The organism is Sulfurospirillum sp. (genome assembly GCF_036802865.1).
Taxonomy (GTDB): Bacteria; Campylobacterota; Campylobacteria; order Campylobacterales; family Sulfurospirillaceae; genus Sulfurospirillum.
In genome coordinates, this window is sequence record NZ_DAIRVK010000006.1 from 170094 (window position 1) to 191740 (window position 21647).

Consider the following 21647-nt stretch of genomic DNA (forward strand, 5'->3'; position numbering starts at 1 on the left):
CTAATGGCTTTAAAACGAGAGATTCAAGGCGTAGTTGTTCAGAAAACTGGTGATAAAACTATCACCGTTTTGGTAGAGAGACGTGTAATGCACCCGAGATATCGCAAGTTCGTTAAACGTTTCAAAAAATACCTTGTCCATGACGAGAGCAACCAAGTAAAAATCGGCGATACAATAAGCGCTATCGAGTGCAGACCACTTTCAAAAAGAAAGTCTTTTAGACTTAGCGCAATTGTAAAAGTGGGAGTAGAATAATGATACAAAGTTTTACTAGATTAGCTGTTGCTGATAACAGTGGTGCTAAAGAGATCATGTGTATTAAAGTTCTTGGTGGTAGTAAACGTCGTTATGCAACAGTAGGTGATGTTATCATCGCTTCTGTCAAAAAAGCTTTACCAAGTGGTAAAGTGAAAAAAGGACAGGTTGTTAAAGCGGTTATCGTAAGAACAAAAAAAGAGATCCAAAGAGAAAATGGCTCATTGATTCGTTTTGATGAAAATGCAGCTGTTATTCTTGATAACAAAAGAGAGCCAATCGGTACACGTATTTTCGGACCAGTAGGTCGTGAAGTTCGTTATGCTAACTTTATGAAAATCGTATCTTTGGCACCGGAGGTACTATAATGGCGACTAAGATGAAAATTAAAAAAGGCGATACTGTTAAAGTAATCGCAGGCGATGATAAAGGTAAAGAGGCAAAAGTTGTTCAAGTTTTGCCAAAAACTTCACAAGTCGTTGTTGAGGGTTGCAAAGTAGTAAAAAAAGCCATTAAGCCAAGCGAGAGTAATCCTAAGGGTGGTTTTGCAAATCTTGAAAAACCAATTCATGTCTCTAACGTGGCTAAAGTAGAGGGTAAATAATGAACAGATTGCAAGAGAAATTTAATGCTGAAGTTAGTCCAGCATTGGTTAAAGAGTTTAATATTGCTAATCCTATGTTGTCACCTAAAATCGAAAAAATCGTTATCAGTGTTGGTGCTGGTGAAGAAGGTAAAGACACTAAGTTATTGCAAAATATCGTCGATACCATCTCTTTGATCGCTGGACAAAAAGCAGTTGTTGCAAATGCTAAGAAATCAGTTGCTGGTTTTAAAGTAAGACAAGGCTATCCAGTAGGTGTTAAAGTAACACTTCGCAAAGAGAATATGTATGCATTTTTGGACAAACTAATCTCTGTTGCTCTTCCTAGAGTAAAAGATTTTAGAGGCCTTCCAAAAGTAGGTTTTGATGGACGTGCAAACTATAACTTTGGTCTTAATGAACAACTAATGTTCCCTGAGGTTGAGTATGATAACATTATGAAAACTCACGGAATGAATATTACGATCGTAACAACTGCTAGCAATGATAAAGAAGCATTTAGACTTCTTGAACTCATTGGTTTGCCGTTCGCAAAAGGTAAATAATATGGCTAAAAAATCGATGATTGCAAAGGCTGCTAGAAAGCCTAAGTTTCAAGTAAGAGCATACACAAGATGTCAAATTTGTGGACGTCCACACTCTGTTTACAGAGATTTTGGTATCTGCAGAATTTGTCTTCGTAAAATGGCAAATGAGGGTCTTATTCCAGGCCTCAAAAAAGCAAGCTGGTAAGGAAATAGACTATGATTAATGATCTAGTAGCAGATTCTTTAACAAGAATCAGAAATGCATCAATGAGAAAACTTGATGTCACAAAGTTAATGCATTCAAAACTGGTTGAAGCGATTTTAGTTATTTTCCAAAACAAAGGTTATATCGAAAGTTTTAACGTTGTTGAAGAAGGTCCTAAGAAATTTATCAATGTTGTTTTGAAGTATGATGCAAGAGGCAGCCAAGTTATTAGTGAAGTGAAAAAAATCTCAAAACCGGGACGTAGAGTCTATAAAGGTTGCGATGAAATTAAACGCTTCAAAAATGGTTATGGTACTATTGTTGTTAGTACATCAAAAGGTGTTCTCAGTAATGATGACGCTCACAAAGCAGGTCTTGGTGGCGAAGTTATCTGTAGTATTTGGTAATTAGCTGTTCTTTTATGGTATTCGATATCCATTCATAAGATTATAAGCTTATCGTAGACAAGTAAAAGGAAATAAAATGTCTCGTATTGGTAAAAAGCCTGTTAAGATACCTGCTGGCGTTGAAGTGTCAGTCAATGGTGATTTAGTAGAGTTTAAAAAAGGCAGTGTTCAAAAAGTATTGGATACTAAGGGAAATGTTGACGTAAAAGTTGAAGATGGAGAGCTTGTATTTATTTCAAAAGGTGCTGATCGTCAGAGCAGCGCTTTTTGGGGAACATACCGCGCACTTGGTCAAAATGTTATCACAGGTTTAACAGAAGGTTTTAAAAAGCAACTTGAAATTAATGGTGTTGGTTATAGAGCAGCTGTTAATGGTAATGTTCTTGAGCTTCAACTCGGATTTTCTCACCCTATCAATTATGAATTCCCAAAAGATATTCAAATTGTAGTTGAAAAAAACGTGGTTACAATTCAAGGTGATGACAAGCAAGTAGTTGGTCAGATTGCTGCCGAAATTAGAAGTTTTAGAGCTCCAGAGCCTTACAAGGGTAAAGGTGTTAAATATTCTGATGAAACTATTATCCGTAAAGCCGGAAAAACTTCCAAGAAGTAGGGGTAAGAGATGAGAGCAAATATTTTAAAACGAAAGCTTGCACTAAGAGTTAAACGTAAAAAAAGAGTAAGAGCAGATATTTCTGGTACTGAACAAAGACCAAGAATTTCTTTCTTTAAATCAAACAGATTTCTATATGCGCAAGCAATTGATGATGTTAGTGGCGTTACGTTGGCAAGTGTAGATGGCAAAAAATTAGGGTTCAATGCTAGTAAAACAAGTGCAACAGAAGTTGCAAAGGTTTTTGCAGAGACGCTAAAGGCTAAAAACTTAACTAAAGTTGTCTATGATAGAAATGGTTATTTGTATCATGGTGTAGTTGCTGCTTTCGCAGACGGCCTTAGAGCAAACGGCATAGTGCTATAAGAAAAAGAAGAGGATAACGATTCAATGGAAAAATATAACAGAGAAGAGTTTGAAGAAGTCATCGTTAACATTGGCCGCGTAACAAAAGTTGTTAAAGGCGGTAGACGTTTTAGATTTACAGCACTAGTCGTTGTTGGAAATAAAAAAGGTCTTGTTGGCTTTGGTTTTGGTAAAGCTAAAGAGGTTCCTGATGCTATTAGAAAAGCAGTTGATGATGCGTTTAAAAACATTGTCAAAGTAAATATCAAAGGTTCAACAATCGCTCATGATGTTGAAGTTAAATTTAATGCAAGTCGTATTATTCTTAAACCAGCAAGTGACGGTACCGGCGTAATCGCTGGTGGTGCAACTCGCCCTGTCGTTGAACTTGCAGGTATTAAAGATATTTTGACAAAGTCATTGGGTTCAAACAACGCTTCTAACGTGGTAAGAGCAACTATTAAAGCTCTTAGCATGATTAAAAGTTAAGTAAAGAAGGATTCAAAATGGCATTAGATAATCTTACACCAGCAGAAAACTCTACTAAAAAGATCAAACGCGTAGGTCGTGGTCAAGGTAGTGGTATGGGTAAAACTGCAAGCCGTGGTAATAATGGTCAAAAGTCTCGTACAGGTTACAAACGTAAAAGAGGTTTTGAAGGTGGTCAACAACCACTTCAACGAAGATTACCAAAAGTTGGTTTTACTTCTAAAGTTGAAAAACCTTATATTATCAATGTTGATAAAATTAAAGCAGTTGCAGAACTTGCTGAAATTACAGTTGATACAATTCGTGAAGTACATAAAATGGCAAGTACAGTTGTTAAAGTGAAATTGATTGGTGCAGGCGCAAAAGCGCTAACGGCTAAAATCAAAGACGAAAACGTCGTTTTTACTGGAATGAGTAAATGAGCCAAGATCTTACGAAGAAGATCTTAGTTACATTAGGCTTTATATTTGCATACAGGATACTGGCATATGTGCCAGTTCCTGGTGTAAATCTAGCCGTAATTAAAGAGTTCTTCGACTCCAATAGCTCAAATGCCCTTGGAATGTTTAATATGTTCAGCGGTAACGCTGCACAACGTCTTAGTATTATATCGTTAGGTATTATGCCTTACATCACCGCATCTATTATCATGGAACTTCTTGCAGCAACTTTCCCCGCACTTGGTAAAATGAAAAAAGAGCGTGATGGTATGGTTAGATACATGCAAATCATTCGATATGCAACGATTGTTATTACGATTGTACAAGCCATTGGTGTTTCCGTTGGTCTTGGAGGGTTAAGTGGTCGCGCAGGCGAGAGTGCTATTATGATCGATATGACAACCTTTACAGCGATTGCTGCTGCGAGTATGCTTACTGGAACCATGTTACTCATGTGGATTGGTGAGCAGATTACACAGCGCGGTATTGGTAATGGTATCAGTTTGATTATTTTTGCAGGTATCGTTTCAGGAATTCCTAGTGCGATTGGCGGAACCATTAACCTTGTCAATACGGGAGAGTTAAATTTCCTTGTTGTCATTGGTATTTTAGCCGTTATCTTAGCGACGGTTGGTTCTATTATTTATGTTGAAATGGGTGAGCGTCGTATTCCGATTTCATATTCGCGAAAAGTCGTGCTTCAAAATCAACACAAACGTATTATGAACTATGTGCCTATTAAAATGAATCTTAGTGGTGTTATTCCTCCTATTTTTGCAAGTGCAATTTTGATGTTTCCATCAACTATTATGCAAGCAAGTACAAACCCTATTGTTCAATCCATTCATGATTTTCTCAACCCAAACAGCTATGTTTTTAACGTTCTTACATTCTTGTTTGTTATTTTCTTTGCGTATTTTTATGCATCGATTGTTTTCAATGCAAAAGATATCTCTGAGAATCTTAAAAAACAAGGTGGTTTTATTCCCGGTGTTCGACCAGGTGAAAGCACAGCACTTTTCTTAAATGAAGTAGCCGGCAGATTAACCCTTTGGGGATCAATCTACCTAGGGCTTATTTCTACCCTTCCATGGGTTTTGGTAAAAGTGATGGGAGTACCGTTCTATTTTGGTGGAACAGCTGTATTGATTGTTGTGCAAGTAGCACTTGATACAATGCGTAAAATTGAAGCACAGATGTACATGAATAAATATGAAACACTTAGTGCTGTAGGTCTTTAATTGTATGGCAATTACCATCAAAAAAGCTCAAGAGATAGCAAAGCTTTCTGTTGCGAATAAGATTGTTGCCCAAACGTTAGAGTATCTTACAGGTAATATTCATCCAGGGCTTAGCTTGAAAGAGCTGAATGCCATGGGTGAGTCTTACATTCATAGTCTTGGTGCACGTCCTGCCTTTAAAGGACTTTATGGTTTTCCAGCTGGAGTTTGTACCTCTGTCAATGAAGTGATTATTCACGGCATTCCTACCGATTACTGTCTTAAAGAAGGTGATATTGTAGGCCTAGATATTGGTACAGAAGTAGATGGTTGGTATGGCGATTCTGCTGTAACTGTCGGTGTTGGAGAGATATCAAAAAGTGATGAGAGCTTAATTGCATGTGCAAAAGATGCGCTTTACTTTGCGATTGATTTTATTCAACCGGAGATGCGTTTTAAAGAGTTGAGTCATGGCATAGAGCAATTTATTCTTCAAAAAGGGTATGTTCCTTTGCGTGGATTTTGCGGGCATGGTATTGGTAGAAAGCCTCATGAAGAGCCAGAACTTCCAAATTATTTAGAAGGGATTAACCCAAAAAGTGGTCCTAAAATCAAAAATGGTATGGTGTTTTGTATTGAACCAATGATCTGTCATAAAGATGGCACGCCTAAAATTTTGGACGATAAGTGGTCTGTTGTTTCAGCAGATGGGTTAAGAGGAAGCCACTATGAGCACACGGTTGCAATAGTAGATGGTAAAGTAGAAATTTTGTCTCTATCTTGAGATCATAGGAGGTAAAATGGCAAAAGATGACGTAATTGAAATTGATGGAAAAGTGATAGAAGCACTTCCCAACGCAACCTTTAAAGTTGAAGTACAAAATAGCCATGTGATTTTATGTCACATTGCAGGAAAAATGAGAATGCATTATATTAAGATAATGCCCGGAGATACCGTGAAAGTTGAGTTAACACCGTATAGTTTAGATAAAGGGCGTATAACTTATAGGTATAAGTAAATTATTAGCTTAATTTATGTATAATTTGCCCCTTTTGTAAAGCTGTGTGAAGAATAATCGAAAAAGGAACCACTGTTTTTTCGATTGTTGGTTTGAGATACATCATCAAACCTGTGACAGTTTAACTCAAAATTCCAGTGGAAATAAAAGTTCAGGAGTCACGAATGAAAGTACGACCTTCTGTAAAGAAGATGTGCGATAAGTGCAAAGTGATTAAACGAAAAGGTATCGTTAGAGTCATTTGCGTAAATCCAAAACATAAACAGAGACAAGGATAAGCATGGCAAGGATTGCAGGTGTAGACCTTCCAATGAAAAAGAGAGTAGAGTATGGTTTAACATATATCTACGGTATAGGTTTAACAAGTTCTAGAGCTATTTTAACAGCAACTGGAATTTCGTTTGATAAAAGAGTTCATGAGCTAAGTGAAGATGATGTTGCTGCGATTCGTAAAGAGATCCAAGCAGGATTTCAAGTAGAGGGTGACCTTCGTAAAAAAGTGGCTATGGATATTAAAGCTTTGATGGATATGGGAAGCTATAGAGGTCTTAGACATAGAAAAGGCTTGCCAGTTCGTGGACAAAAAACAAAAACGAATGCGCGTACCCGTAAAGGTAAAAAACGTACCGTTGGCGCAAAAGCTAAATAACGAAGTCTCAAAGGGAAACAGATGGCAAAAAGAAAAGTAGTACGTAAAAAAGTTGTTAAGAAAAATATTGCAAAAGGTGTCCTGTACATCTCAGCAACATTTAATAACACTGTCGTAACTGTAACTGATGAGATGGGAAATGTTATTGCTTGGAGCAGTGCAGGTAGTTTGGGCTTTAAAGGTAGTAAAAAATCTACTCCTTATGCAGCACAACAAGCCGTAGAAGATGCATTGACTAAAGCAAAAGAACATGGTCTCAAAGAAATCGGTATTAAAGTTCAAGGCCCGGGCAGTGGTCGTGAAACAGCGGTAAAAAGTGCTGGTACAACAGACGGTATTAAAGTGTCTTTTCTAAAAGATATTACACCTCTACCACACAATGGCTGTAGACCTCCAAAAAGAAGAAGAGTTTAATTCTAGATATTAGAATTTAACTTTTTAAGAGAAACAAAATAATTTTTTCGTTTATGCAATAGATTAGGAGAAAAAATGGCAAGATATAGAGGACCAGTCGAAAAGCTCGAGAGAAGACTTGGTGTCAGCTTAGCCCTTAAAGGTGAGCGCAGACTTGCTGGTAAAAGCGCATTAGATAAGCGACCATATGCACCAGGTCAACACGGACAAAGAAGAGCAAAAATTAGTGAGTATGGACTCCAATTAAGAGAGAAGCAGAAAGCTAAATTTATGTATGGAGTTTCTGAAAAACAATTCAGACGTATATTTGACGAAGCAGCACGTAAAGAAGGAAATACAGGTATTAACCTCGTACTTCTTATCGAAAGAAGACTTGACAATGTTGTTTACCGTATGGGTTTTGCAACAACAAGAAGATTTGCACGTCAATTAGTTACACATGGACATATTTTAGTGAATGGCAGCAAAGTTGACATTCCTTCATATATCGTACGTGCTGGTGACAAAATAGAGGTTTGCGAAAAATCTAAAAATAATCCACAAGTTAAAAGAGCTCTTGAATTAACACAACAAACTGGTATTGCACCATGGGTTGATGTTGAAAGAGAAAAAGCTATGGGTATTTTTACACGTATCCCTGAGAGAGAAGAAGTAGTTATTCCGGTTGAAGAAAGATTAATCGTTGAGCTATACTCTAAATAATAAAGTAGGTAGTATATGAAAAAAATCAATACATCAGCTTACATGCCAACTGAAATTGAGGTAGAGAATATTGCTGCAAATAAGGTTCAAATTAGTGCATACCCATTTGAATCTGGTTTTGCGGTAACATTGGCACATCCTTTACGTAGATTGCTTTTAAGCAGTACGGTAGGATCTGCCCCGACGGCTGTAAAGATTGAAGGCGTAACCCATGAATTTGATAGCATGCGCGGTATGCTTGAAGATGTTGCTCTTTTCATCATTAACCTCAAAAATATTCGTTTTAAAATCAAAGGTGATGAGAAACGTGTAGAGGTTAACTACTCATTTACTGGACCAAAAGAGATCAAAGGAAGTGATTTAGCGAATGCACAAATTGAGATTGTTACACCAGATGCTTATTTGGCAACAATCAATGAAGATGCAGAGTTTAACTTCTCTTTAATTCTTGAAAAAGGAATCGGCTATGTTCCAAGTGAGAACATTAGAGGTTTAGTTGGAGAAGATTACATTGCACTTGATGCTTTCTTTACACCTGTAAAAAGAGCTGTGTATGATATCGAAAATGTTTTGGTTGAAGATAACCCTAACTATGAGAAGATCGTTTTCACAATTGAAACAGATGGACTTGTATCTCCAATTGAAGCTTTTAAAAATTCACTTGAAGCGATGTATGCTCAAATGTCAGTATTCAATGGCATTTTAGATATTGCAGTAGCTCCAAAAAGTGAGAGTTCCAATGAGAACGTTGAGTTAGGAAAGCTATTACAGAGTATTGAAGAGTTAAATCTGAGTGCTCGTAGCTTCAACTGTTTAGATAGAGCAGAGGTTAAATTTATTGGCGAACTTGCTCTTATGAGTGAGTTAGAGCTCAAAAACCTTAAGAATCTAGGCAAAAAATCGTTAGAAGAGATCAGACAAGTTATGGAAGAGAGTGGTTATCCTGTTGGATATAATTTCTCTGACGAGACAGCAAGTTTGCTCAAGAAAAAAATTGAAGATTTAAAATCTGAAGCCAACGAGGGTTAATTTATGAGACATAAGCACGGATACAGAAAGCTTGGTCGTACTTCATCACACAGAGCGGCGTTGTTGAAGAACTTGGCTATAGCTGTTATTAAATATGAGAAAATCGAGACAACACTTCCTAAAGCAAAAGAGCTTAGAGGATTTGTTGAAAAATTGATTACGCAAGCTGGAGTTGGTGGCGATCATGCTCACAAAACTATTTTTGCTGCACTTCAAGATAAAGAATGCACTAAAAAATTAGTTAACGAGATTGCACCTAAATATGTTGAAAGAAATGGCGGTTACACCCGTATTATTAAAACACGTATTAGAAAAGGCGACGCAGCGCCTATGGCGTTTTTAGAGCTCGTCTAGATCTTATTTTTTCGTTTGGAAGCCAAAGGCTTCCAAACTTCTTCATGTTAAATTTTTTTACCCTAAACTACTACTTTCCCTCTAAAAAATTAAGTCACTTTTAACTCAAACTATTGTTAAATTAGATACTTTTGCTATAGGAGAATCTATGATACCATTTAGTGACGAAGAGTTGCTTCCCGTTGTTGAAAAATCACTTGAAAAAATAAAGCCAATGTTGGCATTAGACGGCGGAGGGCTCACTTTACTTGGCATTAAAAGTGGACGTGTTTATGTTCAGCTTCAAGGAGCTTGCCAAGGCTGTGCATCCAGTGGTCAAACACTCAAATACGGTGTTGAGCGACAATTAAGAATTGATATTCACCCTGAACTAGAAGTTGTAAATATTTTACCTGGGATGGAGCATGAGTTTGAAGCAGTTGGAGAATAATGAACGCGTATATTAAAAAAGGTATCGAAAAATTTTATGAAAAAAACTTTTCAGAGGCAATGCATCAGTTTGCATTAGCGTTGAGTGTTGATTCTAAATCCAAAGAAGCCCGCATTGGTGCTATTTTATGTGACATGGCAACCAGTAATGAAGAACAAGCAATGGCCCTTTTTGAGTACTATATTTTAACCAAAGAAAATGGTGCTGAAGATTGTGAAGAGGTGATGGAAGAGATCATCAATTCTGTTGAGAAGCACAGTGAAAAAATAGCACATTTATTTAAAGAGAATGATTTGGAAGCTCGTATTAATGCGGAAAATGGAATTAAATACGAAGATTTTATGGCGCTTATCGAATCACGAGGTAGTTTTAAAGAAGCTTTTGAAGATATTATGTTTTCAACGAAAGTGATTATCTCTAAAAAAGAAGATTTTGTTGATTTCTTAGCTAAATTGATTGAAAATGGTTTTGTTGAAATGTCTTTAAATTATCTTGAGAGTGCTGTCACTCTTTTCCCAAACGATGAACAACTTTTATCGCTTATCAAAAAAGTACAAAAATAGAGAGCCACTTTGAAACTTGACCTAGAAAATTATGCACCGTTTTCACATGTAACGGATAACTCTTCTGAATGTGATGCAACAAGCATCTTTCTTACTACAAATCAAAATGCTGCATATCAGCAAAATGCGATTGATCGTGGATGCACTAAATTTGTAACGGCTAAGGAGTGTTTGGAACTTCTTGGCATTTCTGATGCCATTAAAATTATTGGTATTACAGGGACGAATGGTAAAACGACCACTGCTGCTGCAATTTACTCAATTCTTCTGGATTTAGGAAAACAAGTAGGATTACAAGGTACAAGGGGTTGTTTTATTAATGACCACCGTATTGAAGACAAAAGCCTTACTACGCCACCTATTTTACAAACAATTCACAATCTTAAAATGGCAGTAGAATCAGGATGTGAATATTTTGTTATGGAGGTCAGCTCTCACGCCATTGTTCAAAATCGTATTGATGGACTTTCCTTTGCCCTCAAGATTTTGACGAATGTTACACAAGACCATCTTGATTTCCATAAAACGATTGATGAATATATTGCAGTCAAGAGTCGGTTTTTTGATGATGAGAGTTTGAAACTTATCAATAAAGATGAAAGTAAAATTCGCTTTAATCGTACTAACGCAATGAGCTATGGCATTGAACATCCTGCAACGTATAAAATTCTTGCGTATTCGCTTAAAGAGGGTATTAGTGCTGCTGTGGCAAAGATTGAAAAAGTTTACGACTTTGAATCGCCATTACATGGCTTTTTTAACCTCTATAACATTTTAGCAGCTATTAGTGCTGTTGACATGTTAGGTGTTGCCCCAATGGAAGCTATCTGCAAAGCTGTAGAACATTTTGGTGGCGTTGAAGGTCGTATGGAAGTAGTGAGTAATGATCCTCTTGTGATAGTTGATTTTGCACATACACCTGATGGTATGGAAAAAGTACTTGATAGTATGAAAGAGCGTGATCTTGTAGTCGTTTTTGGTGCAGGTGGAGATAGAGATCGTACCAAGCGTCCTAAAATGGGAGCAATGGCTCAGCGTTATGCCAAAAAAATTGTTGTCACCAGTGATAATCCTAGGTCTGAAGAACCACAAAGCATTATTACTGAAATTTTACAAGGGATGAATCCTCGTGAACATTTACATGTCGAAGCAGATCGGTATAAAGCAATTGAAAAAGCATTGATGATGCAAGAAAAAAATGAAGTACTTTTAATTCTTGGAAAAGGCGATGAAACGTACCAAGAGATTCAAGGTAAAAAGTTTCCTTTCGATGATCGAGAGGTTGTAAAAAGTATCATCGCTCAATGGGCTAAGCAAAAATAGGGTAAAATAAACAAATTTCTTAAACTTAAAGAGGTAGAAAAGCGATGACGCTTGAGATGTTATACAGTAAAATTCACAGGGCTACTGTAACGGATGCCAACTTGAACTATGTAGGTTCTATTACAATTGATAAAGAGTTAATTGCTGCTTCAAACCTAAGTGTTGGGCAGAAAGTTGAAGTGGTTAATATCAACAACGGTGAGCGTTTTACAACGTATGTGATTGAGGGGAAAGCCGGTGGACGAGATATCTGCCTCAATGGAGCCGCCGCTCGCAAAGCGCATATTGGTGATAAAATTATTATCATTGCGTATGCCCATATGACGAAAGCTGAGATGGAGACTTTTAAGCCAACGGTTGTGCTGGTTGATGACAACAACGCAATGGCTGAAGTACGAGACTATATCTAATGTTTGAAAATTTTGATCTTTCCAAAGTGGGCGCGATGCTTGAAGAAGCACAAAAGCAAGCACAAAAAATGCATGAAGATGCAAGCAATAAACAATTTACCGCTAAAAGTGGCGGTGGAATGGTCAGCGTAAGCATGAATGGCAATGGCGAAGTGATTGACATAACGCTGGATGATTCACTCTTAAGCGATAAAGAATCATTACAGATCTTGCTTATGAGCGCAATGAATGACGTTTCCAAAATGGTAGAAGATAATAAAAAACTAGCGACAACTCAGATGCTCTCAGGCATTGGGGGATTTGGCGCAAAAAGTTAAGGAGCAGTATGTGAAATGTCTAGGACTATTTCTTTTTTTATTGATAACCCCAGCCCTCTTTGCAGCAGATGCACCGGCATCTTCACCAGCTCCTGCTTCAAAAGCAGAGTTTGTTTATCCTGATTTTTCACAGTGCTTTGAAAAAAATAAACTGTCTGTTGTCTATTTTGGTAAAACACGTGCTATTGCAATCAGCGAAAAACAAGCAGTTGCTTACTCAAAAGAGAAACCAAGCGTTCCGTATGTAAGGTATGATGCTTACTCTAATCTTTATTTATTTGATTCTCCCAAACCACTTATTCCTGTCAAATTAAAAGCAACCACTGAAATGAAACTTGGTGAATGGCTTGTCAGTATGACCGATAGCTCTTTAGTGGCAGTTAATGCTTCTAAAATAGGCAAAAGTGGCAATGAGTTGTTTGAATTTGGCGGCGTGGGTGAACCCAATAGTCTCGTGGGTGGTCTATGTTGTGAAATGTATGGATTGGGTATTGGAGATAAATTTTTTATTAGCTCAGAAGAGTTAGATCGTTTTATTAAAGGACAATCCGCTTCATTTTCAGAGCTTGGCGTACGTGTTGTAGATGGCAATGAAAGTGTGGTTGTTGATTTTGTTGACCCTAATTTTAAAGATGCAAAACTTAAAGCAGGCGACAAAATTACGTTACTTAATGGAAAAAAAGTAAGTAATATTACTGAGTTTGCCGATGCGCTTAAAACATTTAAAGATCTTACAAAAGTTAGTGCTCAAATTCAGCGCGATAACGCATGGATTGAAGAGAATATTTTGGCACCAAAACCGATTGTTAAAAAAGTTGAGCCTAAAAAAATACCATTACCTGAAAAGAAAAAAGAGAGTTATCTTCAAGGCAAAGGTTTTAAATTTGACACGGAGCTTAGAATTAAAGATATAGCACGTGGTTCTTTTGCTGAAAAAAGTGGTCTTAAAGTAGGTGATCGTTTAATCCAAGTTGATCAACTCCCTGTTGAGCGAATGGCTGAAGCGGATGCTTATTTAGAAAAAAATCGTACTCGCGAGATAAGCCTCTTGTTTGATCGAGATGATTTTCAGTTTTTTGTAACATTAAATCGTTGAAAGGGATGTTTTGAGTTCTAAAGCGTTAATCGAAAAATTTGAATTGTTTTTAAAAGCAAAACTTCCTGTTGTTGAGAGTTTTCATCCTCATTTTAACCATGCTTTTGGCGAAATGTTGGATGTAGGTGGAAAACGGTTTCGTCCCCTTTTGTTACTCAGTGTTGTTGAAAGTTCTAAACCACTTTTGGTTGAAAATGCTTTACATGCAGCGCTTGGCTTAGAAATGATGCATACGTATTCACTCATCCACGATGATCTCCCTTGTATGGATAATGCTGACCTTAGGCGTGGGCATCCTACGTTACATGTAAGTTATGATGAGACGACTGCGGTACTCATTGGCGATGCTTTGAACACCCATGCATTTTATCTTTTAGCTAATGCGCCATTGAGTGCTGAGATTAAGATCAAATTGGTTTCCATTCTCTCTGGAGATGCTGGCATTTATGGTATGGTTTTAGGTCAGGCTATTGACTGTTTTTTTGAAGACAAGCATTTAAAAATAGATGAACTTACGTTTCTGCATCTGCACAAAACGGCAAAATTAATCGCAGCATCTCTTCTTATGGGTGCAGTTATTTGTGAGCTTGATAAAGCAACACAAGAAGTGTTGTATCAATTTGGACTTAAACTGGGACTTTTGTTTCAAGTGCAAGATGACATTATAGACGCAACTTTGAGCAGTGAAGAAGCTGGAAAACCAACACAAAATGATGGGCATAAAAACTCATTTGTAAATTTGCTAGGACTTGAGGGTGCTCAAAAAGAGAAACAAAAACTTCTTCTAGAGTTAGATAGTGAGTTAGGTAAGCTTGATGTAGCTTTGTCGAAAAGACTGAAAAGCATTGTTGATGAATATTTTAAAGGATGAAGAATCGATGGAAAATAAAAAAATACTAAAAAAACAAGCTGATACAATCCGTTTCTTAGCAGCAGATATGGTTCAACGTGCTAATAGTGGACACCCAGGAGCACCTATGGGCTTGGCAGATATCGTGACAATCTTAGCGAGACACATTACGCATAATCCAAAAAATCCAAAGTGGTTAAACCGTGATCGTTTAGTATTTAGTGGTGGACATGCTTCAGCACTTGTTTACTCGTTTTTGCATTTAACAGGTTATGATATTAGTATCGAAGATTTGAAAAATTTTAGACAACTTGGCAGTAAAACACCCGGTCATCCTGAGTATGGCGATGTTCCAGGTGTTGAAGTCACCACAGGTCCTTTAGGGCAAGGTATTTCTAATGCGGTTGGTTTTGCCATGGCAACCAAATATGCAGCGACGCTTTTAAATACGCCTAAAGCAGAAGTAATTACGCATAAAGTGTACTGTTTGTGCGGTGATGGTGATCTTCAAGAAGGTATTAGCTATGAGGCATGTTCTCTTGCAGGGCATTTGAGCTTAGATAATTTAGTTGTTATTTATGATAGTAACGCCATTACCATTGAAGGTGATACATCTATTGCTTGGAGCGAAGATGTTAAGCAGCGTTTTGAGGCGCAAGGTTGGGAAGTTTCACGTATTGATGGGCATGATTATGATGAAATTAATGCCGTTTTAGAGCAATCAAAAGAGCAAACAAAGCCTTATTTAATTATTGCGGATACTACGATTGCGAAAGGTGCTTGCGAGATGGAAGGAAGCCATCACGCACATGGTGCCCCTCTCGGATGTGAAGAGATTAAAAATTCTAAAATAAAAGCGGGATTTGATCCTGAGCAAAGTTTTAGTGTAGATGAAGATGTACGTGCTCGCTTTAGCTGTGCTCTTGAAAAAGGCGATTTGGCTGAAGCTAATTGGAATGCACTGGTTAAAAATAGTTTAAGTGCAGAGAAAAAAGAACTTCTTGAATCACTGCAAAAGCCTGATTTTTCAAAGATTGAGTGGCCGAATTTTGAAAGTGATGTCGCAACACGCGATAGTAATGGAAAGATTTTAAATGCCATCGCTAAAGCAATTCCTAGTTTCTTAGGCGGTAGTGCAGATCTTGGGCCATCGAATAAAAGTGAGCTTAACGGTATGGGAGATTTCCCATTTGGTCGTAACATTCACTTTGGTATTCGTGAACATGCCATGGGTGCTATTATTAATGCTTTTGCTTTATATGGATTGTTTATTCCTTTTGGCGCTACCTTCTTTATTTTTAGTGATTATATGAAACCTTCCGTTCGTTTGGCTGCACTTATGAGACTCAGAAATTTTTATATATGGACGCACGATAGTATTGGTGTGGGTGAAGATGGTCCAACACATCAGCCGATTGAGCAACTCAGTCAATTCAGGGCTCTTCCAAATTTCTACGTTTACCGTCCATGTGATGGTAGGGAGAATGTGAAAGCATGGCAAAAAGCTCTAAGTATGCAAGCCCCATCCGCTTTTGTCTGTTCACGTCAAAAGCTCAAAGCGCTAAAAGACGATAGAGCGTTTGGTGATGTTGAAAATGGCGGTTATCTGCTTAAAAAGCGAGAAAATGCAACCGTAACATTAATGGCAAGTGGAAGTGAAGTTTATATGGCTCTGGAAGTGGGCTGTGTGCTAACAAAGTTGGGTATTATAACCAACATTGTGAGTGTTCCATGTTTTGATCTTTTAGTAGAACAAGACAAAGCATATATTGACACAATTATTGATCCTTCAACGAAAATTTTTGCTATTGAAGCTAGTGCTGGTAACGAATGGTACCGCTTTGCTGATGAAGTCATTGGTATGAAACGTTTTGGTGCAAGCGCACCAGCGGAACTGTTATTTGAAAAATTTGGTTTGACATCGGATGCTGTAACTGAGAAAATTTGTTCAACGTTGGGTGTTAAATATCAAAAAAGCAGTGGTGCTGGTTGTAAGTGTTAGGATGAATCAAGCTATTATCTTTGACCTTGATGGCACACTTCTTGATACGCTTGAAGATATTGCCATAAGTGCCAATTTTGCACTCACAACGCTTGGTTATCAAGCACATGAGAGCGAAAAATACCGCTATTTTGTAGGTGAAGGTGTTTTCAAACTTTTTGAAAACATCTTTGCCTCTAACCCTCAAACCCAAGAGACGATTCAAAAAGCTGTTGCGCTTTTTGAAAGCCATTATGCGAAACAGTTTAATCAAAATACGAAGCTTTATGATGGCATCAGTAAGATGCTTACATTTCTTCAAAAACGTGGTTTTAAGATGGCAATTCTCTCCAATAAACCCGATAGTTTTACAAAACTATGTGCTATCAAGTATTTGCGAGAATGGAAGTTTGATGTTGTGTATGGTGCTCGTGAAGGAATTCCACGAAAGCCTCATCCAAAGGGTGCTTTGGATATCGTAGATATTTTACATGTAAAGCCAGATGTTTGTTATTATTTAGGTGACACGATGATTGATATGCAAACAGCTAATAGTGCTGGTATGATAGCACTTGGAGCACTTTGGGGATTTAGAGAAGAAGCTGAGCTTAGAGAGCATGGGGCGCAGCATTTAGTTAAAACACCCAGCGAGGTCATAAAACTCCTCGCTGAAGTTTGATTTTTTAGGATTTAAATTTTCCCAATTCGTTATTAAGATTCTCTGTCATAGTATGAAGGTGTTCAGATGCCTGAGAGACATTGTCTATGCTCGTGACATTTTCTTTTGAAATGACATTAATTTTTTCAATCTCTTCCACCATACCCTTGATTTGTGTTGCCGTGTGAACAAAATTATCAACCGTTGCATGGGCATTTTCAATTGTTTTTTGGATGGTTGTATCGATGTTGTTCATACCATCTTGGAGTTCTATAGAAATAGATGCAAGAGCATTTACTTCCACAGCATTGTGTGCAATGTCGGTATTGGCATCCATGATAGACTGAACCACAACGTTGATGGTTGCATCAATCTCTACCAAGCTCTTTTGAGTACGTTCTGCAAGTTTTCTCACTTCATCTGCTACGACAGCAAACCCACGTCCATGTTCTCCTGCTCGCGCCGCTTCAATAGCAGCATTTAAAGCTAAAAGGTTTGTTTGATCGGCAATATCACGGATAATGCTTAACACCTCTTTGACTTCATTGGCATTATGGCTCACTGTATTAAGACGATCAGCTAAGCCTTGCTCTTTTACGGCTGTTTCTTGCATCGTACGTTCAAGATGTTCTGCTTGATTTTTAACGGTATTGATGTCTTGTTGTGTTTTACGCAATGCTTCTTGGGATGCAGTTGCTTTTTGTACGGATGCTTCAATGGCACTGGTGAGTGCTATACCATTGTCTTTGGTTTTACTGACGATTCTTGCTTCAGCATCCACATTTCTTACCACTTCAGAAGCCGTACGAGAAAGCTCTTCGGAGATAGAAGCATTTTCGTTACTGATTTCTTTAGATTTTTTCACGATGTCATGCAGTTTTTCAATGAATTTATTGATATTCCCTGATACTTGTCCAAACTCATCATGGCTTGCTGCTTGAAGGCGTTGTCTAAGATCACCTTCGGAACTTGAGAGATCTTGAACAACTTTGTTGAGCTGATCAAGAGGTTTTAGAAGAAGTTTGATTAAAAAGATCATGATGGTGATAGAAAGAACCAACATGATAACACCCATAATAAAAAGCTCTTTTGTTTGGCGATTTAAAAATTCATAAGCCATTTCTTTATCAAAAGCAATACCGGGAATCCAACTGGTTTCTTCTGACATTTTATAAGCAAAAAGTTTATGGTCTCCGTCTTGCGTATATTCAATTAATCCTTCTGGCTCAGCTGTAAGATAAGGTTTTAAGTTAGATTCTTTACCAAGACGATCAGCTTTTGGATGTGCAATAATTGTTTTTTTAGCATCCAAAAGCATTCCATAGCCACCATTTATTTGAACATCGCTGACAGCTTTTACAATACGGTTTAAGTCAAACATTGTAGCAACAGCACCAATAATTTTTCCATTTTTGACAATAGGTGCTGTTACTGCAATTAAATTGATAGGTTCTGCCGTACCGATATAAATATCTGTCACACTCGCTTTTTGCGTTGCCATAGCAAGGGTGTACCATGGACGCTTTCGAGGATCAACTTTAGCAATCGTAGGGCTACCATAAAGCATGACACCACTTTTCTCAAACCCTAAAAAGCTGTCTTTACCTCCCGTTGTTTTGGTGGTTTCTTGTAAAATTGCTTTTATTTGTGCTTCGCTCATATCTTCCATATCACTCAGCATTCTAGCCGAACTACTCAGAATATTTTTTTGCCCTGATAACCAAAGGTCGATATAATCGGTCAAAGAACGCGAAGCCATTTTGAGGTTTGCTTCAACTTGGATAATGCTGTTTTTCTTGGTATCTATATAACTTACAAAACCAAATGTTGTAAGACTGATACAGATTAAGAGTGAAATAATCAGGGTAACTTTTGTCTTGAACTGCATAAAAGACTCCTTTTTTTCTTATCGTAGTAATTATTGAGAAAAGAATGCTTCACAAAATATTAAATTTGTACACTATATTTGATTATAACATCGACAACGTGATCTAAATGAGACTTTTTTTAATTATATCACAGAAAAGTTTGATACTAGATGCTCGATAATTCGTAAGAAAAAGGGGTGCAGCAAGAGAGTTTTCTCTTGCTGTGAAGAAAGATTAAAGCACTATTAGGATTTGAATTTGCCCAGTTCATTGTTAAGATTTTCCGTCATCACATGTAAATGTTCAGATGCTTGAGAAACATTGTCAATGCTTCCTACATTTTCTTTAGAAATGACATTTATTTTTTCAATTTCATTAACAATATGCTTGATCTTATTAGCGGTTGCAATAAAGCTTTCAACTGTCAAATGGGTATCATTTGTTGTTTGATGAATGATAGTAGCGATGGCATTCATCTCTTCTTGAAGTTCCACGGAGATGGATGCAAGTGCGATAACTTCATTAGCATTGGTTGCAATCTCAGTATTGGCATCCATGATAGACTGAACCACAACATTAATGGTTGCATCTATATCCACAAGGCTTTTTTGGGTTCGTTCAGCCAATTTGCGTACTTCATCTGCAACAACGGCAAATCCTCGTCCATGTTCACCCGCTCGTGCAGCTTCAATAGCGGCATTTAGCGCTAGAAGGTTTGTTTGATCTGCGATTTCACGGATAATATTCAAAACCTCTTTCACTTCATTGGCATTATGACTAACCGTATTAAGGCGTTCTGCCAAGCTTTGCTCTTTCTGTGCTGTTGTTTGCATCGTGTTTTCAAGGTATTCGACTTTATTTTTAACATCACTGATGTCAGTTTGGGTTTGTTGTAAAATCTGTTGTGATGCTTTGGCCTTTGTCACAGAGGCTTCGATGGTTTCAGTTAATGCAAGTCCTTCTTGTTTGGTACTCTCTACTATTTTTGATTCTGTATCAACATTTTTCACTACTTCAGAGGCTGTACGGGATAGTTCCTCTGAGATCGAAGCGTTTTCATTACTAATGGTTTTCGATTTTTTGACAATTTCATGCAATTTTTCAATGAATTTGTTGATGTTAAGCGAAACATGTCCAAATTCATCCTTGTGTTCAACTATGAGTCGTTGTCTAAGATCACCTTCACTGCTTGAGAGTGCTTCTACTACGTTGTTTAGATTATCCAGAGGCGTTAGAAGTTTTTTAATAAAAAAGATCATGACACCGATGGAGACGACAAGCATGATCAGTCCCATGATGAAAAGCTCTTTAATTTGTGTGTTTAAAAAAGTATAAGCTGCAGATTTATCAAAGGTAATGGCTGGAGTCCACCCTGTTTCAGTTGATATTTTATAAGCAAAGATTTTCTCAACACCATTGAATGTATAGCTGATAATAGACTCTTTCTTATCGCCAAATTGGCGTGTTAATTCAGGTACTAAGCTAGCAAGATCTTTGCCTAAAAGTTCTTTATTGGGATGTGCGATCAAAATGCCTTTTGTATCGGTAAGAATTCCGTATCCGCCATTAAAATTAATGTCTGCCAACATTTTAAAAAGAGCATCGAGTTCAATATTGGTAGCAATAACACCCACCAGTGTTCCACTACTGTAAATAGGAGCCATAATAGCAACAACGTATTTTTTGGTACTCGAACTGAGAAAAGCATCACTTGCGCCTGCTTGTTTAGATGTTTTTGCAGTAACATACCAAGGACGTGTTCGTGGATCAAAGCCAGCTGCTACTTTTGCTCCACTTCCATAGATCATGTTTCCATTTTCTAAACCGATAAAAGAGTCAACACCACCAATCGTTTTGCTAAGTTCTTGAAGCTTGTTTTTTAACGCTTCATCGTCTAATGTGGCAATGTTAGTAAGTGAGCGTGCAGTTGCTTCTACCACGTCTTTTTTGGAAGAGATCCACAGATCAATATAATCTGTTAATGAACGTGATGCCATCTGTATGCTGGATTCAACTTGTATAACGCTGTTTTTCTTGGTGTCGACGTAGCTAAAGAAGCCAAAAATGGTAAGGCTCAGAAACATTAGCGCTGAAATGGTCAGTGTAACTTTTGTTTTAAATTGCATATAAATTCCCCCTGTGTCAAACAACTTTAAGTTATTCTAGCACAAAATGTCACACGCGGGGCGTTCCAAGCAAAGATTTTCTTTGCTTGGAGTAAAAGTGTTACGACTTAAACTTCCCAAGTTCGTTGTTGAGATTTTCAGTCATAACATGAAGGTGTTCAGAGGCTTGAGAGACATTGTCAATACTTCCCACGTTTTCTTTAGAGATCACATTGATTTTTTCTATTTCATCGACAATCTTTTTGATTTTGGTTGCAGTATCAATAAAGTCATTCACGGTATGATGCGATTCATCAATGGTTTTATGAATGATATTGGCTACATTATTCATACCATCTTGCAGTTCAATAGAGATAGACGCAAGTGCATTGACTTCTCCCGCATTGTGTGCGATGTCTGTATTGGCATCCATAATGGATTGAACAACAACATTAATCGTTGCATCTATCTCAACCAAGCTTTTTTGAGTACGTTCTGCAAGTTTGCGTACTTCATCTGCAACAACAGCAAAACCACGTCCATGTTCACCTGCACGTGCAGCTTCAATAGCAGCGTTTAAAGCTAAAAGGTTTGTTTGATCAGCAATATCTCGAATAACCCCTAAAACATCTTTGACTTCATTGGCATTATGGCTTACGGTATTAAGTCGATCTGCTAGGTTTTGCTCTTTTAGTGCGGTTGCTTGCATGGTGTGTTCGAGTTGTTCTACTTTGGTTTTAACATCAAAGATATCTTGTTGGGTATCACTGAGTG

The 21647-nt window shown here is 37.5% G+C and carries 31 protein-coding genes; 28 read left to right on the forward strand and 3 right to left on the reverse strand.

What is annotated here, in order from left to right; genetic code table 11:
* Positions 1-3 precede the first annotated feature (3 nt).
* The 28 genes from rpsQ to V7Q04_RS12895 all read left to right on the forward strand — a co-directional run bounded on the left by rpsQ (position 4) and on the right by V7Q04_RS12895 (position 16921).
* Complete coding sequence (rpsQ, locus tag V7Q04_RS12760; protein ID WP_041959198.1) at positions 4-255, forward strand: 30S ribosomal protein S17; 252 nt, start codon at positions 4-6, stop codon at positions 253-255.
* Positions 255-623, forward strand: coding sequence for a 50S ribosomal protein L14 (rplN, locus tag V7Q04_RS12765; protein WP_012857721.1), 369 nt, complete (start codon positions 255-257; stop codon positions 621-623). The genes rpsQ and rplN overlap by 1 nt, the downstream gene beginning before the upstream one ends.
* The gene (gene rplX / locus V7Q04_RS12770; protein WP_025345770.1) at positions 623-859 is read left to right on the forward strand and encodes a 50S ribosomal protein L24; all 237 of its coding nucleotides are present in this window, start codon (positions 623-625) and stop codon (positions 857-859) included. The genes rplN and rplX overlap by 1 nt, the downstream gene beginning before the upstream one ends.
* Entirely contained in the window at positions 859-1404 is a 546-nt protein-coding gene (rplE, locus tag V7Q04_RS12775; RefSeq protein ID WP_333805575.1) for a 50S ribosomal protein L5, read from the forward strand. Before rplX ends, rplE begins: the two co-directional genes overlap by 1 nt.
* 1 nt (position 1405) lies before the next feature.
* A complete protein-coding gene (locus V7Q04_RS12780; RefSeq protein ID WP_012857718.1) occupies positions 1406-1591 on the forward strand; it encodes a type Z 30S ribosomal protein S14 in 186 nt (61 codons plus the stop codon).
* A gap of 11 nt (positions 1592-1602) precedes the next feature.
* Positions 1603-1998 (forward strand): 30S ribosomal protein S8, encoded by a 396-nt coding sequence (gene rpsH, locus V7Q04_RS12785; protein ID WP_333805577.1) that lies wholly within the window; start codon positions 1603-1605, stop codon positions 1996-1998.
* A 76-nt stretch (positions 1999-2074) separates the two neighbouring features.
* Complete coding sequence (gene rplF, locus V7Q04_RS12790) at positions 2075-2611, forward strand: 50S ribosomal protein L6 (RefSeq protein ID WP_333805578.1); 537 nt, start codon at positions 2075-2077, stop codon at positions 2609-2611.
* Between the two features lie 9 nt (positions 2612-2620).
* Positions 2621-2977, forward strand: coding sequence for a 50S ribosomal protein L18 (rplR, locus tag V7Q04_RS12795; protein WP_333805580.1), 357 nt, complete (start codon positions 2621-2623; stop codon positions 2975-2977).
* A 24-nt stretch (positions 2978-3001) separates the two neighbouring features.
* Positions 3002-3445, forward strand: a complete 444-nt coding sequence (rpsE, locus tag V7Q04_RS12800) for a 30S ribosomal protein S5 (RefSeq protein ID WP_012857714.1) — start codon at positions 3002-3004, stop codon at positions 3443-3445.
* 17 nt (positions 3446-3462) lie between these two features.
* The gene (rplO, locus tag V7Q04_RS12805; RefSeq protein ID WP_333805581.1) at positions 3463-3867 is read left to right on the forward strand and encodes a 50S ribosomal protein L15; all 405 of its coding nucleotides are present in this window, start codon (positions 3463-3465) and stop codon (positions 3865-3867) included.
* Entirely contained in the window at positions 3864-5126 is a 1263-nt protein-coding gene (secY, locus tag V7Q04_RS12810) for a preprotein translocase subunit SecY (RefSeq protein ID WP_333805582.1), read from the forward strand. The genes rplO and secY overlap by 4 nt, the downstream gene beginning before the upstream one ends.
* Positions 5127-5130: 4 nt before the next feature.
* Entirely contained in the window at positions 5131-5889 is a 759-nt protein-coding gene (gene map, locus V7Q04_RS12815; RefSeq protein WP_333805584.1) for a type I methionyl aminopeptidase, read from the forward strand.
* A gap of 16 nt (positions 5890-5905) precedes the next feature.
* Positions 5906-6124, forward strand: coding sequence for a translation initiation factor IF-1 (gene infA, locus V7Q04_RS12820; RefSeq protein WP_012857710.1), 219 nt, complete (start codon positions 5906-5908; stop codon positions 6122-6124).
* 164 nt (positions 6125-6288) lie between these two features.
* A complete protein-coding gene (gene rpmJ / locus V7Q04_RS12825) occupies positions 6289-6402 on the forward strand; it encodes a 50S ribosomal protein L36 (RefSeq protein WP_038533455.1) in 114 nt (37 codons plus the stop codon).
* Positions 6403-6404: 2 nt separating this feature from the next.
* Positions 6405-6773, forward strand: a complete 369-nt coding sequence (gene rpsM, locus V7Q04_RS12830; protein WP_012857708.1) for a 30S ribosomal protein S13 — start codon at positions 6405-6407, stop codon at positions 6771-6773.
* A gap of 21 nt (positions 6774-6794) precedes the next feature.
* On the forward strand, positions 6795-7187 hold the full coding sequence (gene rpsK, locus V7Q04_RS12835) for a 30S ribosomal protein S11 (RefSeq protein WP_333805588.1): 393 nt from the start codon (positions 6795-6797) through the stop codon (positions 7185-7187).
* A gap of 75 nt (positions 7188-7262) precedes the next feature.
* On the forward strand, positions 7263-7889 hold the full coding sequence (rpsD, locus tag V7Q04_RS12840) for a 30S ribosomal protein S4 (RefSeq protein WP_333805589.1): 627 nt from the start codon (positions 7263-7265) through the stop codon (positions 7887-7889).
* 15 nt (positions 7890-7904) lie between these two features.
* Positions 7905-8918, forward strand: coding sequence for a DNA-directed RNA polymerase subunit alpha (locus tag V7Q04_RS12845; protein WP_333805591.1), 1014 nt, complete (start codon positions 7905-7907; stop codon positions 8916-8918).
* Positions 8919-8921: 3 nt separating this feature from the next.
* Positions 8922-9272, forward strand: coding sequence for a 50S ribosomal protein L17 (rplQ, locus tag V7Q04_RS12850; RefSeq protein WP_333805593.1), 351 nt, complete (start codon positions 8922-8924; stop codon positions 9270-9272).
* Positions 9273-9420: 148 nt separating this feature from the next.
* Positions 9421-9702, forward strand: a complete 282-nt coding sequence (locus tag V7Q04_RS12855) for a NifU family protein (protein ID WP_333805594.1) — start codon at positions 9421-9423, stop codon at positions 9700-9702.
* Entirely contained in the window at positions 9702-10265 is a 564-nt protein-coding gene (locus tag V7Q04_RS12860; RefSeq protein WP_333805595.1) for a tetratricopeptide repeat protein, read from the forward strand. Before V7Q04_RS12855 ends, V7Q04_RS12860 begins: the two co-directional genes overlap by 1 nt.
* Before the next feature lie 9 nt (positions 10266-10274).
* A complete protein-coding gene (locus V7Q04_RS12865) occupies positions 10275-11588 on the forward strand; it encodes a UDP-N-acetylmuramoyl-L-alanyl-D-glutamate--2,6-diaminopimelate ligase (protein WP_333805596.1) in 1314 nt (437 codons plus the stop codon).
* Between the two features lie 44 nt (positions 11589-11632).
* Positions 11633-11998 (forward strand): aspartate 1-decarboxylase, encoded by a 366-nt coding sequence (gene panD, locus V7Q04_RS12870; protein ID WP_333805597.1) that lies wholly within the window; start codon positions 11633-11635, stop codon positions 11996-11998.
* A complete protein-coding gene (locus tag V7Q04_RS12875) occupies positions 11998-12315 on the forward strand; it encodes a YbaB/EbfC family nucleoid-associated protein (RefSeq protein ID WP_333805598.1) in 318 nt (105 codons plus the stop codon). The genes panD and V7Q04_RS12875 overlap by 1 nt, the downstream gene beginning before the upstream one ends.
* 10 nt (positions 12316-12325) lie before the next feature.
* Entirely contained in the window at positions 12326-13411 is a 1086-nt protein-coding gene (locus tag V7Q04_RS12880) for a DUF7488 domain-containing protein (protein ID WP_333805599.1), read from the forward strand.
* A 10-nt stretch (positions 13412-13421) separates the two neighbouring features.
* Positions 13422-14282, forward strand: a complete 861-nt coding sequence (locus V7Q04_RS12885) for a polyprenyl synthetase family protein (protein ID WP_333805600.1) — start codon at positions 13422-13424, stop codon at positions 14280-14282.
* 7 nt (positions 14283-14289) lie between these two features.
* Positions 14290-16263 (forward strand): transketolase, encoded by a 1974-nt coding sequence (gene tkt, locus V7Q04_RS12890; RefSeq protein WP_333805611.1) that lies wholly within the window; start codon positions 14290-14292, stop codon positions 16261-16263.
* A 1-nt stretch (position 16264) separates the two neighbouring features.
* The gene (locus V7Q04_RS12895) at positions 16265-16921 is read left to right on the forward strand and encodes an HAD family hydrolase (RefSeq protein WP_333805602.1); all 657 of its coding nucleotides are present in this window, start codon (positions 16265-16267) and stop codon (positions 16919-16921) included.
* Positions 16922-16925: 4 nt separating this feature from the next.
* On the opposite strand, the gene V7Q04_RS12900 is transcribed toward V7Q04_RS12895, so the two are convergent.
* The 3 genes from V7Q04_RS12900 to V7Q04_RS12910 all read right to left on the reverse strand — a co-directional run.
* Positions 16926-18788, reverse strand: a complete 1863-nt coding sequence (locus V7Q04_RS12900) for a methyl-accepting chemotaxis protein (RefSeq protein ID WP_333805603.1) — start codon at positions 18786-18788, stop codon at positions 16926-16928.
* A 225-nt stretch (positions 18789-19013) separates the two neighbouring features.
* Complete coding sequence (locus tag V7Q04_RS12905) at positions 19014-20894, reverse strand: methyl-accepting chemotaxis protein (RefSeq protein ID WP_333805605.1); 1881 nt, start codon at positions 20892-20894, stop codon at positions 19014-19016.
* A 100-nt stretch (positions 20895-20994) separates the two neighbouring features.
* Positions 20995-21647 (reverse strand): methyl-accepting chemotaxis protein (locus tag V7Q04_RS12910; protein ID WP_333805606.1); only part of this gene is annotated, 653 nt, incomplete at its 5' end.

Bases quoted from the DNA above. Each gene is read 5' to 3' on its own strand.
- rpsQ (WP_041959198.1), top strand. From the start codon at position 4: ATGGCTTTAAAACGAGAGATTCAAGGCGTAGTTGTTCAGAAAACTGGT.
- rplN (WP_012857721.1), top strand. From the start codon at position 255: ATGATACAAAGTTTTACTAGATTAGCTGTTGCTGATAACAGTGGTGCT.
- rplX (WP_025345770.1), top strand. From the start codon at position 623: ATGGCGACTAAGATGAAAATTAAAAAAGGCGATACTGTTAAAGTAATC.
- rplE (WP_333805575.1), top strand. From the start codon at position 859: ATGAACAGATTGCAAGAGAAATTTAATGCTGAAGTTAGTCCAGCATTG.
- V7Q04_RS12780 (WP_012857718.1), top strand. From the start codon at position 1,406: ATGGCTAAAAAATCGATGATTGCAAAGGCTGCTAGAAAGCCTAAGTTT.
- rpsH (WP_333805577.1), top strand. From the start codon at position 1,603: ATGATTAATGATCTAGTAGCAGATTCTTTAACAAGAATCAGAAATGCA.
- rplF (WP_333805578.1), top strand. From the start codon at position 2,075: ATGTCTCGTATTGGTAAAAAGCCTGTTAAGATACCTGCTGGCGTTGAA.
- rplR (WP_333805580.1), top strand. From the start codon at position 2,621: ATGAGAGCAAATATTTTAAAACGAAAGCTTGCACTAAGAGTTAAACGT.
- rpsE (WP_012857714.1), top strand. From the start codon at position 3,002: ATGGAAAAATATAACAGAGAAGAGTTTGAAGAAGTCATCGTTAACATT.
- rplO (WP_333805581.1), top strand. From the start codon at position 3,463: ATGGCATTAGATAATCTTACACCAGCAGAAAACTCTACTAAAAAGATC.
- secY (WP_333805582.1), top strand. From the start codon at position 3,864: ATGAGCCAAGATCTTACGAAGAAGATCTTAGTTACATTAGGCTTTATA.
- map (WP_333805584.1), top strand. From the start codon at position 5,131: ATGGCAATTACCATCAAAAAAGCTCAAGAGATAGCAAAGCTTTCTGTT.
- infA (WP_012857710.1), top strand. From the start codon at position 5,906: ATGGCAAAAGATGACGTAATTGAAATTGATGGAAAAGTGATAGAAGCA.
- rpmJ (WP_038533455.1), top strand. From the start codon at position 6,289: ATGAAAGTACGACCTTCTGTAAAGAAGATGTGCGATAAGTGCAAAGTG.
- rpsM (WP_012857708.1), top strand. From the start codon at position 6,405: ATGGCAAGGATTGCAGGTGTAGACCTTCCAATGAAAAAGAGAGTAGAG.
- rpsK (WP_333805588.1), top strand. From the start codon at position 6,795: ATGGCAAAAAGAAAAGTAGTACGTAAAAAAGTTGTTAAGAAAAATATT.
- rpsD (WP_333805589.1), top strand. From the start codon at position 7,263: ATGGCAAGATATAGAGGACCAGTCGAAAAGCTCGAGAGAAGACTTGGT.
- V7Q04_RS12845 (WP_333805591.1), top strand. From the start codon at position 7,905: ATGAAAAAAATCAATACATCAGCTTACATGCCAACTGAAATTGAGGTA.
- rplQ (WP_333805593.1), top strand. From the start codon at position 8,922: ATGAGACATAAGCACGGATACAGAAAGCTTGGTCGTACTTCATCACAC.
- V7Q04_RS12855 (WP_333805594.1), top strand. From the start codon at position 9,421: ATGATACCATTTAGTGACGAAGAGTTGCTTCCCGTTGTTGAAAAATCA.
- V7Q04_RS12860 (WP_333805595.1), top strand. From the start codon at position 9,702: ATGAACGCGTATATTAAAAAAGGTATCGAAAAATTTTATGAAAAAAAC.
- panD (WP_333805597.1), top strand. From the start codon at position 11,633: ATGACGCTTGAGATGTTATACAGTAAAATTCACAGGGCTACTGTAACG.
- V7Q04_RS12875 (WP_333805598.1), top strand. From the start codon at position 11,998: ATGTTTGAAAATTTTGATCTTTCCAAAGTGGGCGCGATGCTTGAAGAA.
- tkt (WP_333805611.1), top strand. From the start codon at position 14,290: ATGGAAAATAAAAAAATACTAAAAAAACAAGCTGATACAATCCGTTTC.
- V7Q04_RS12895 (WP_333805602.1), top strand. From the start codon at position 16,265: ATGAATCAAGCTATTATCTTTGACCTTGATGGCACACTTCTTGATACG.
- V7Q04_RS12900 (WP_333805603.1), bottom strand. From the start codon at position 18,788: ATGCAGTTCAAGACAAAAGTTACCCTGATTATTTCACTCTTAATCTGT.
- V7Q04_RS12905 (WP_333805605.1), bottom strand. From the start codon at position 20,894: ATGCAATTTAAAACAAAAGTTACACTGACCATTTCAGCGCTAATGTTT.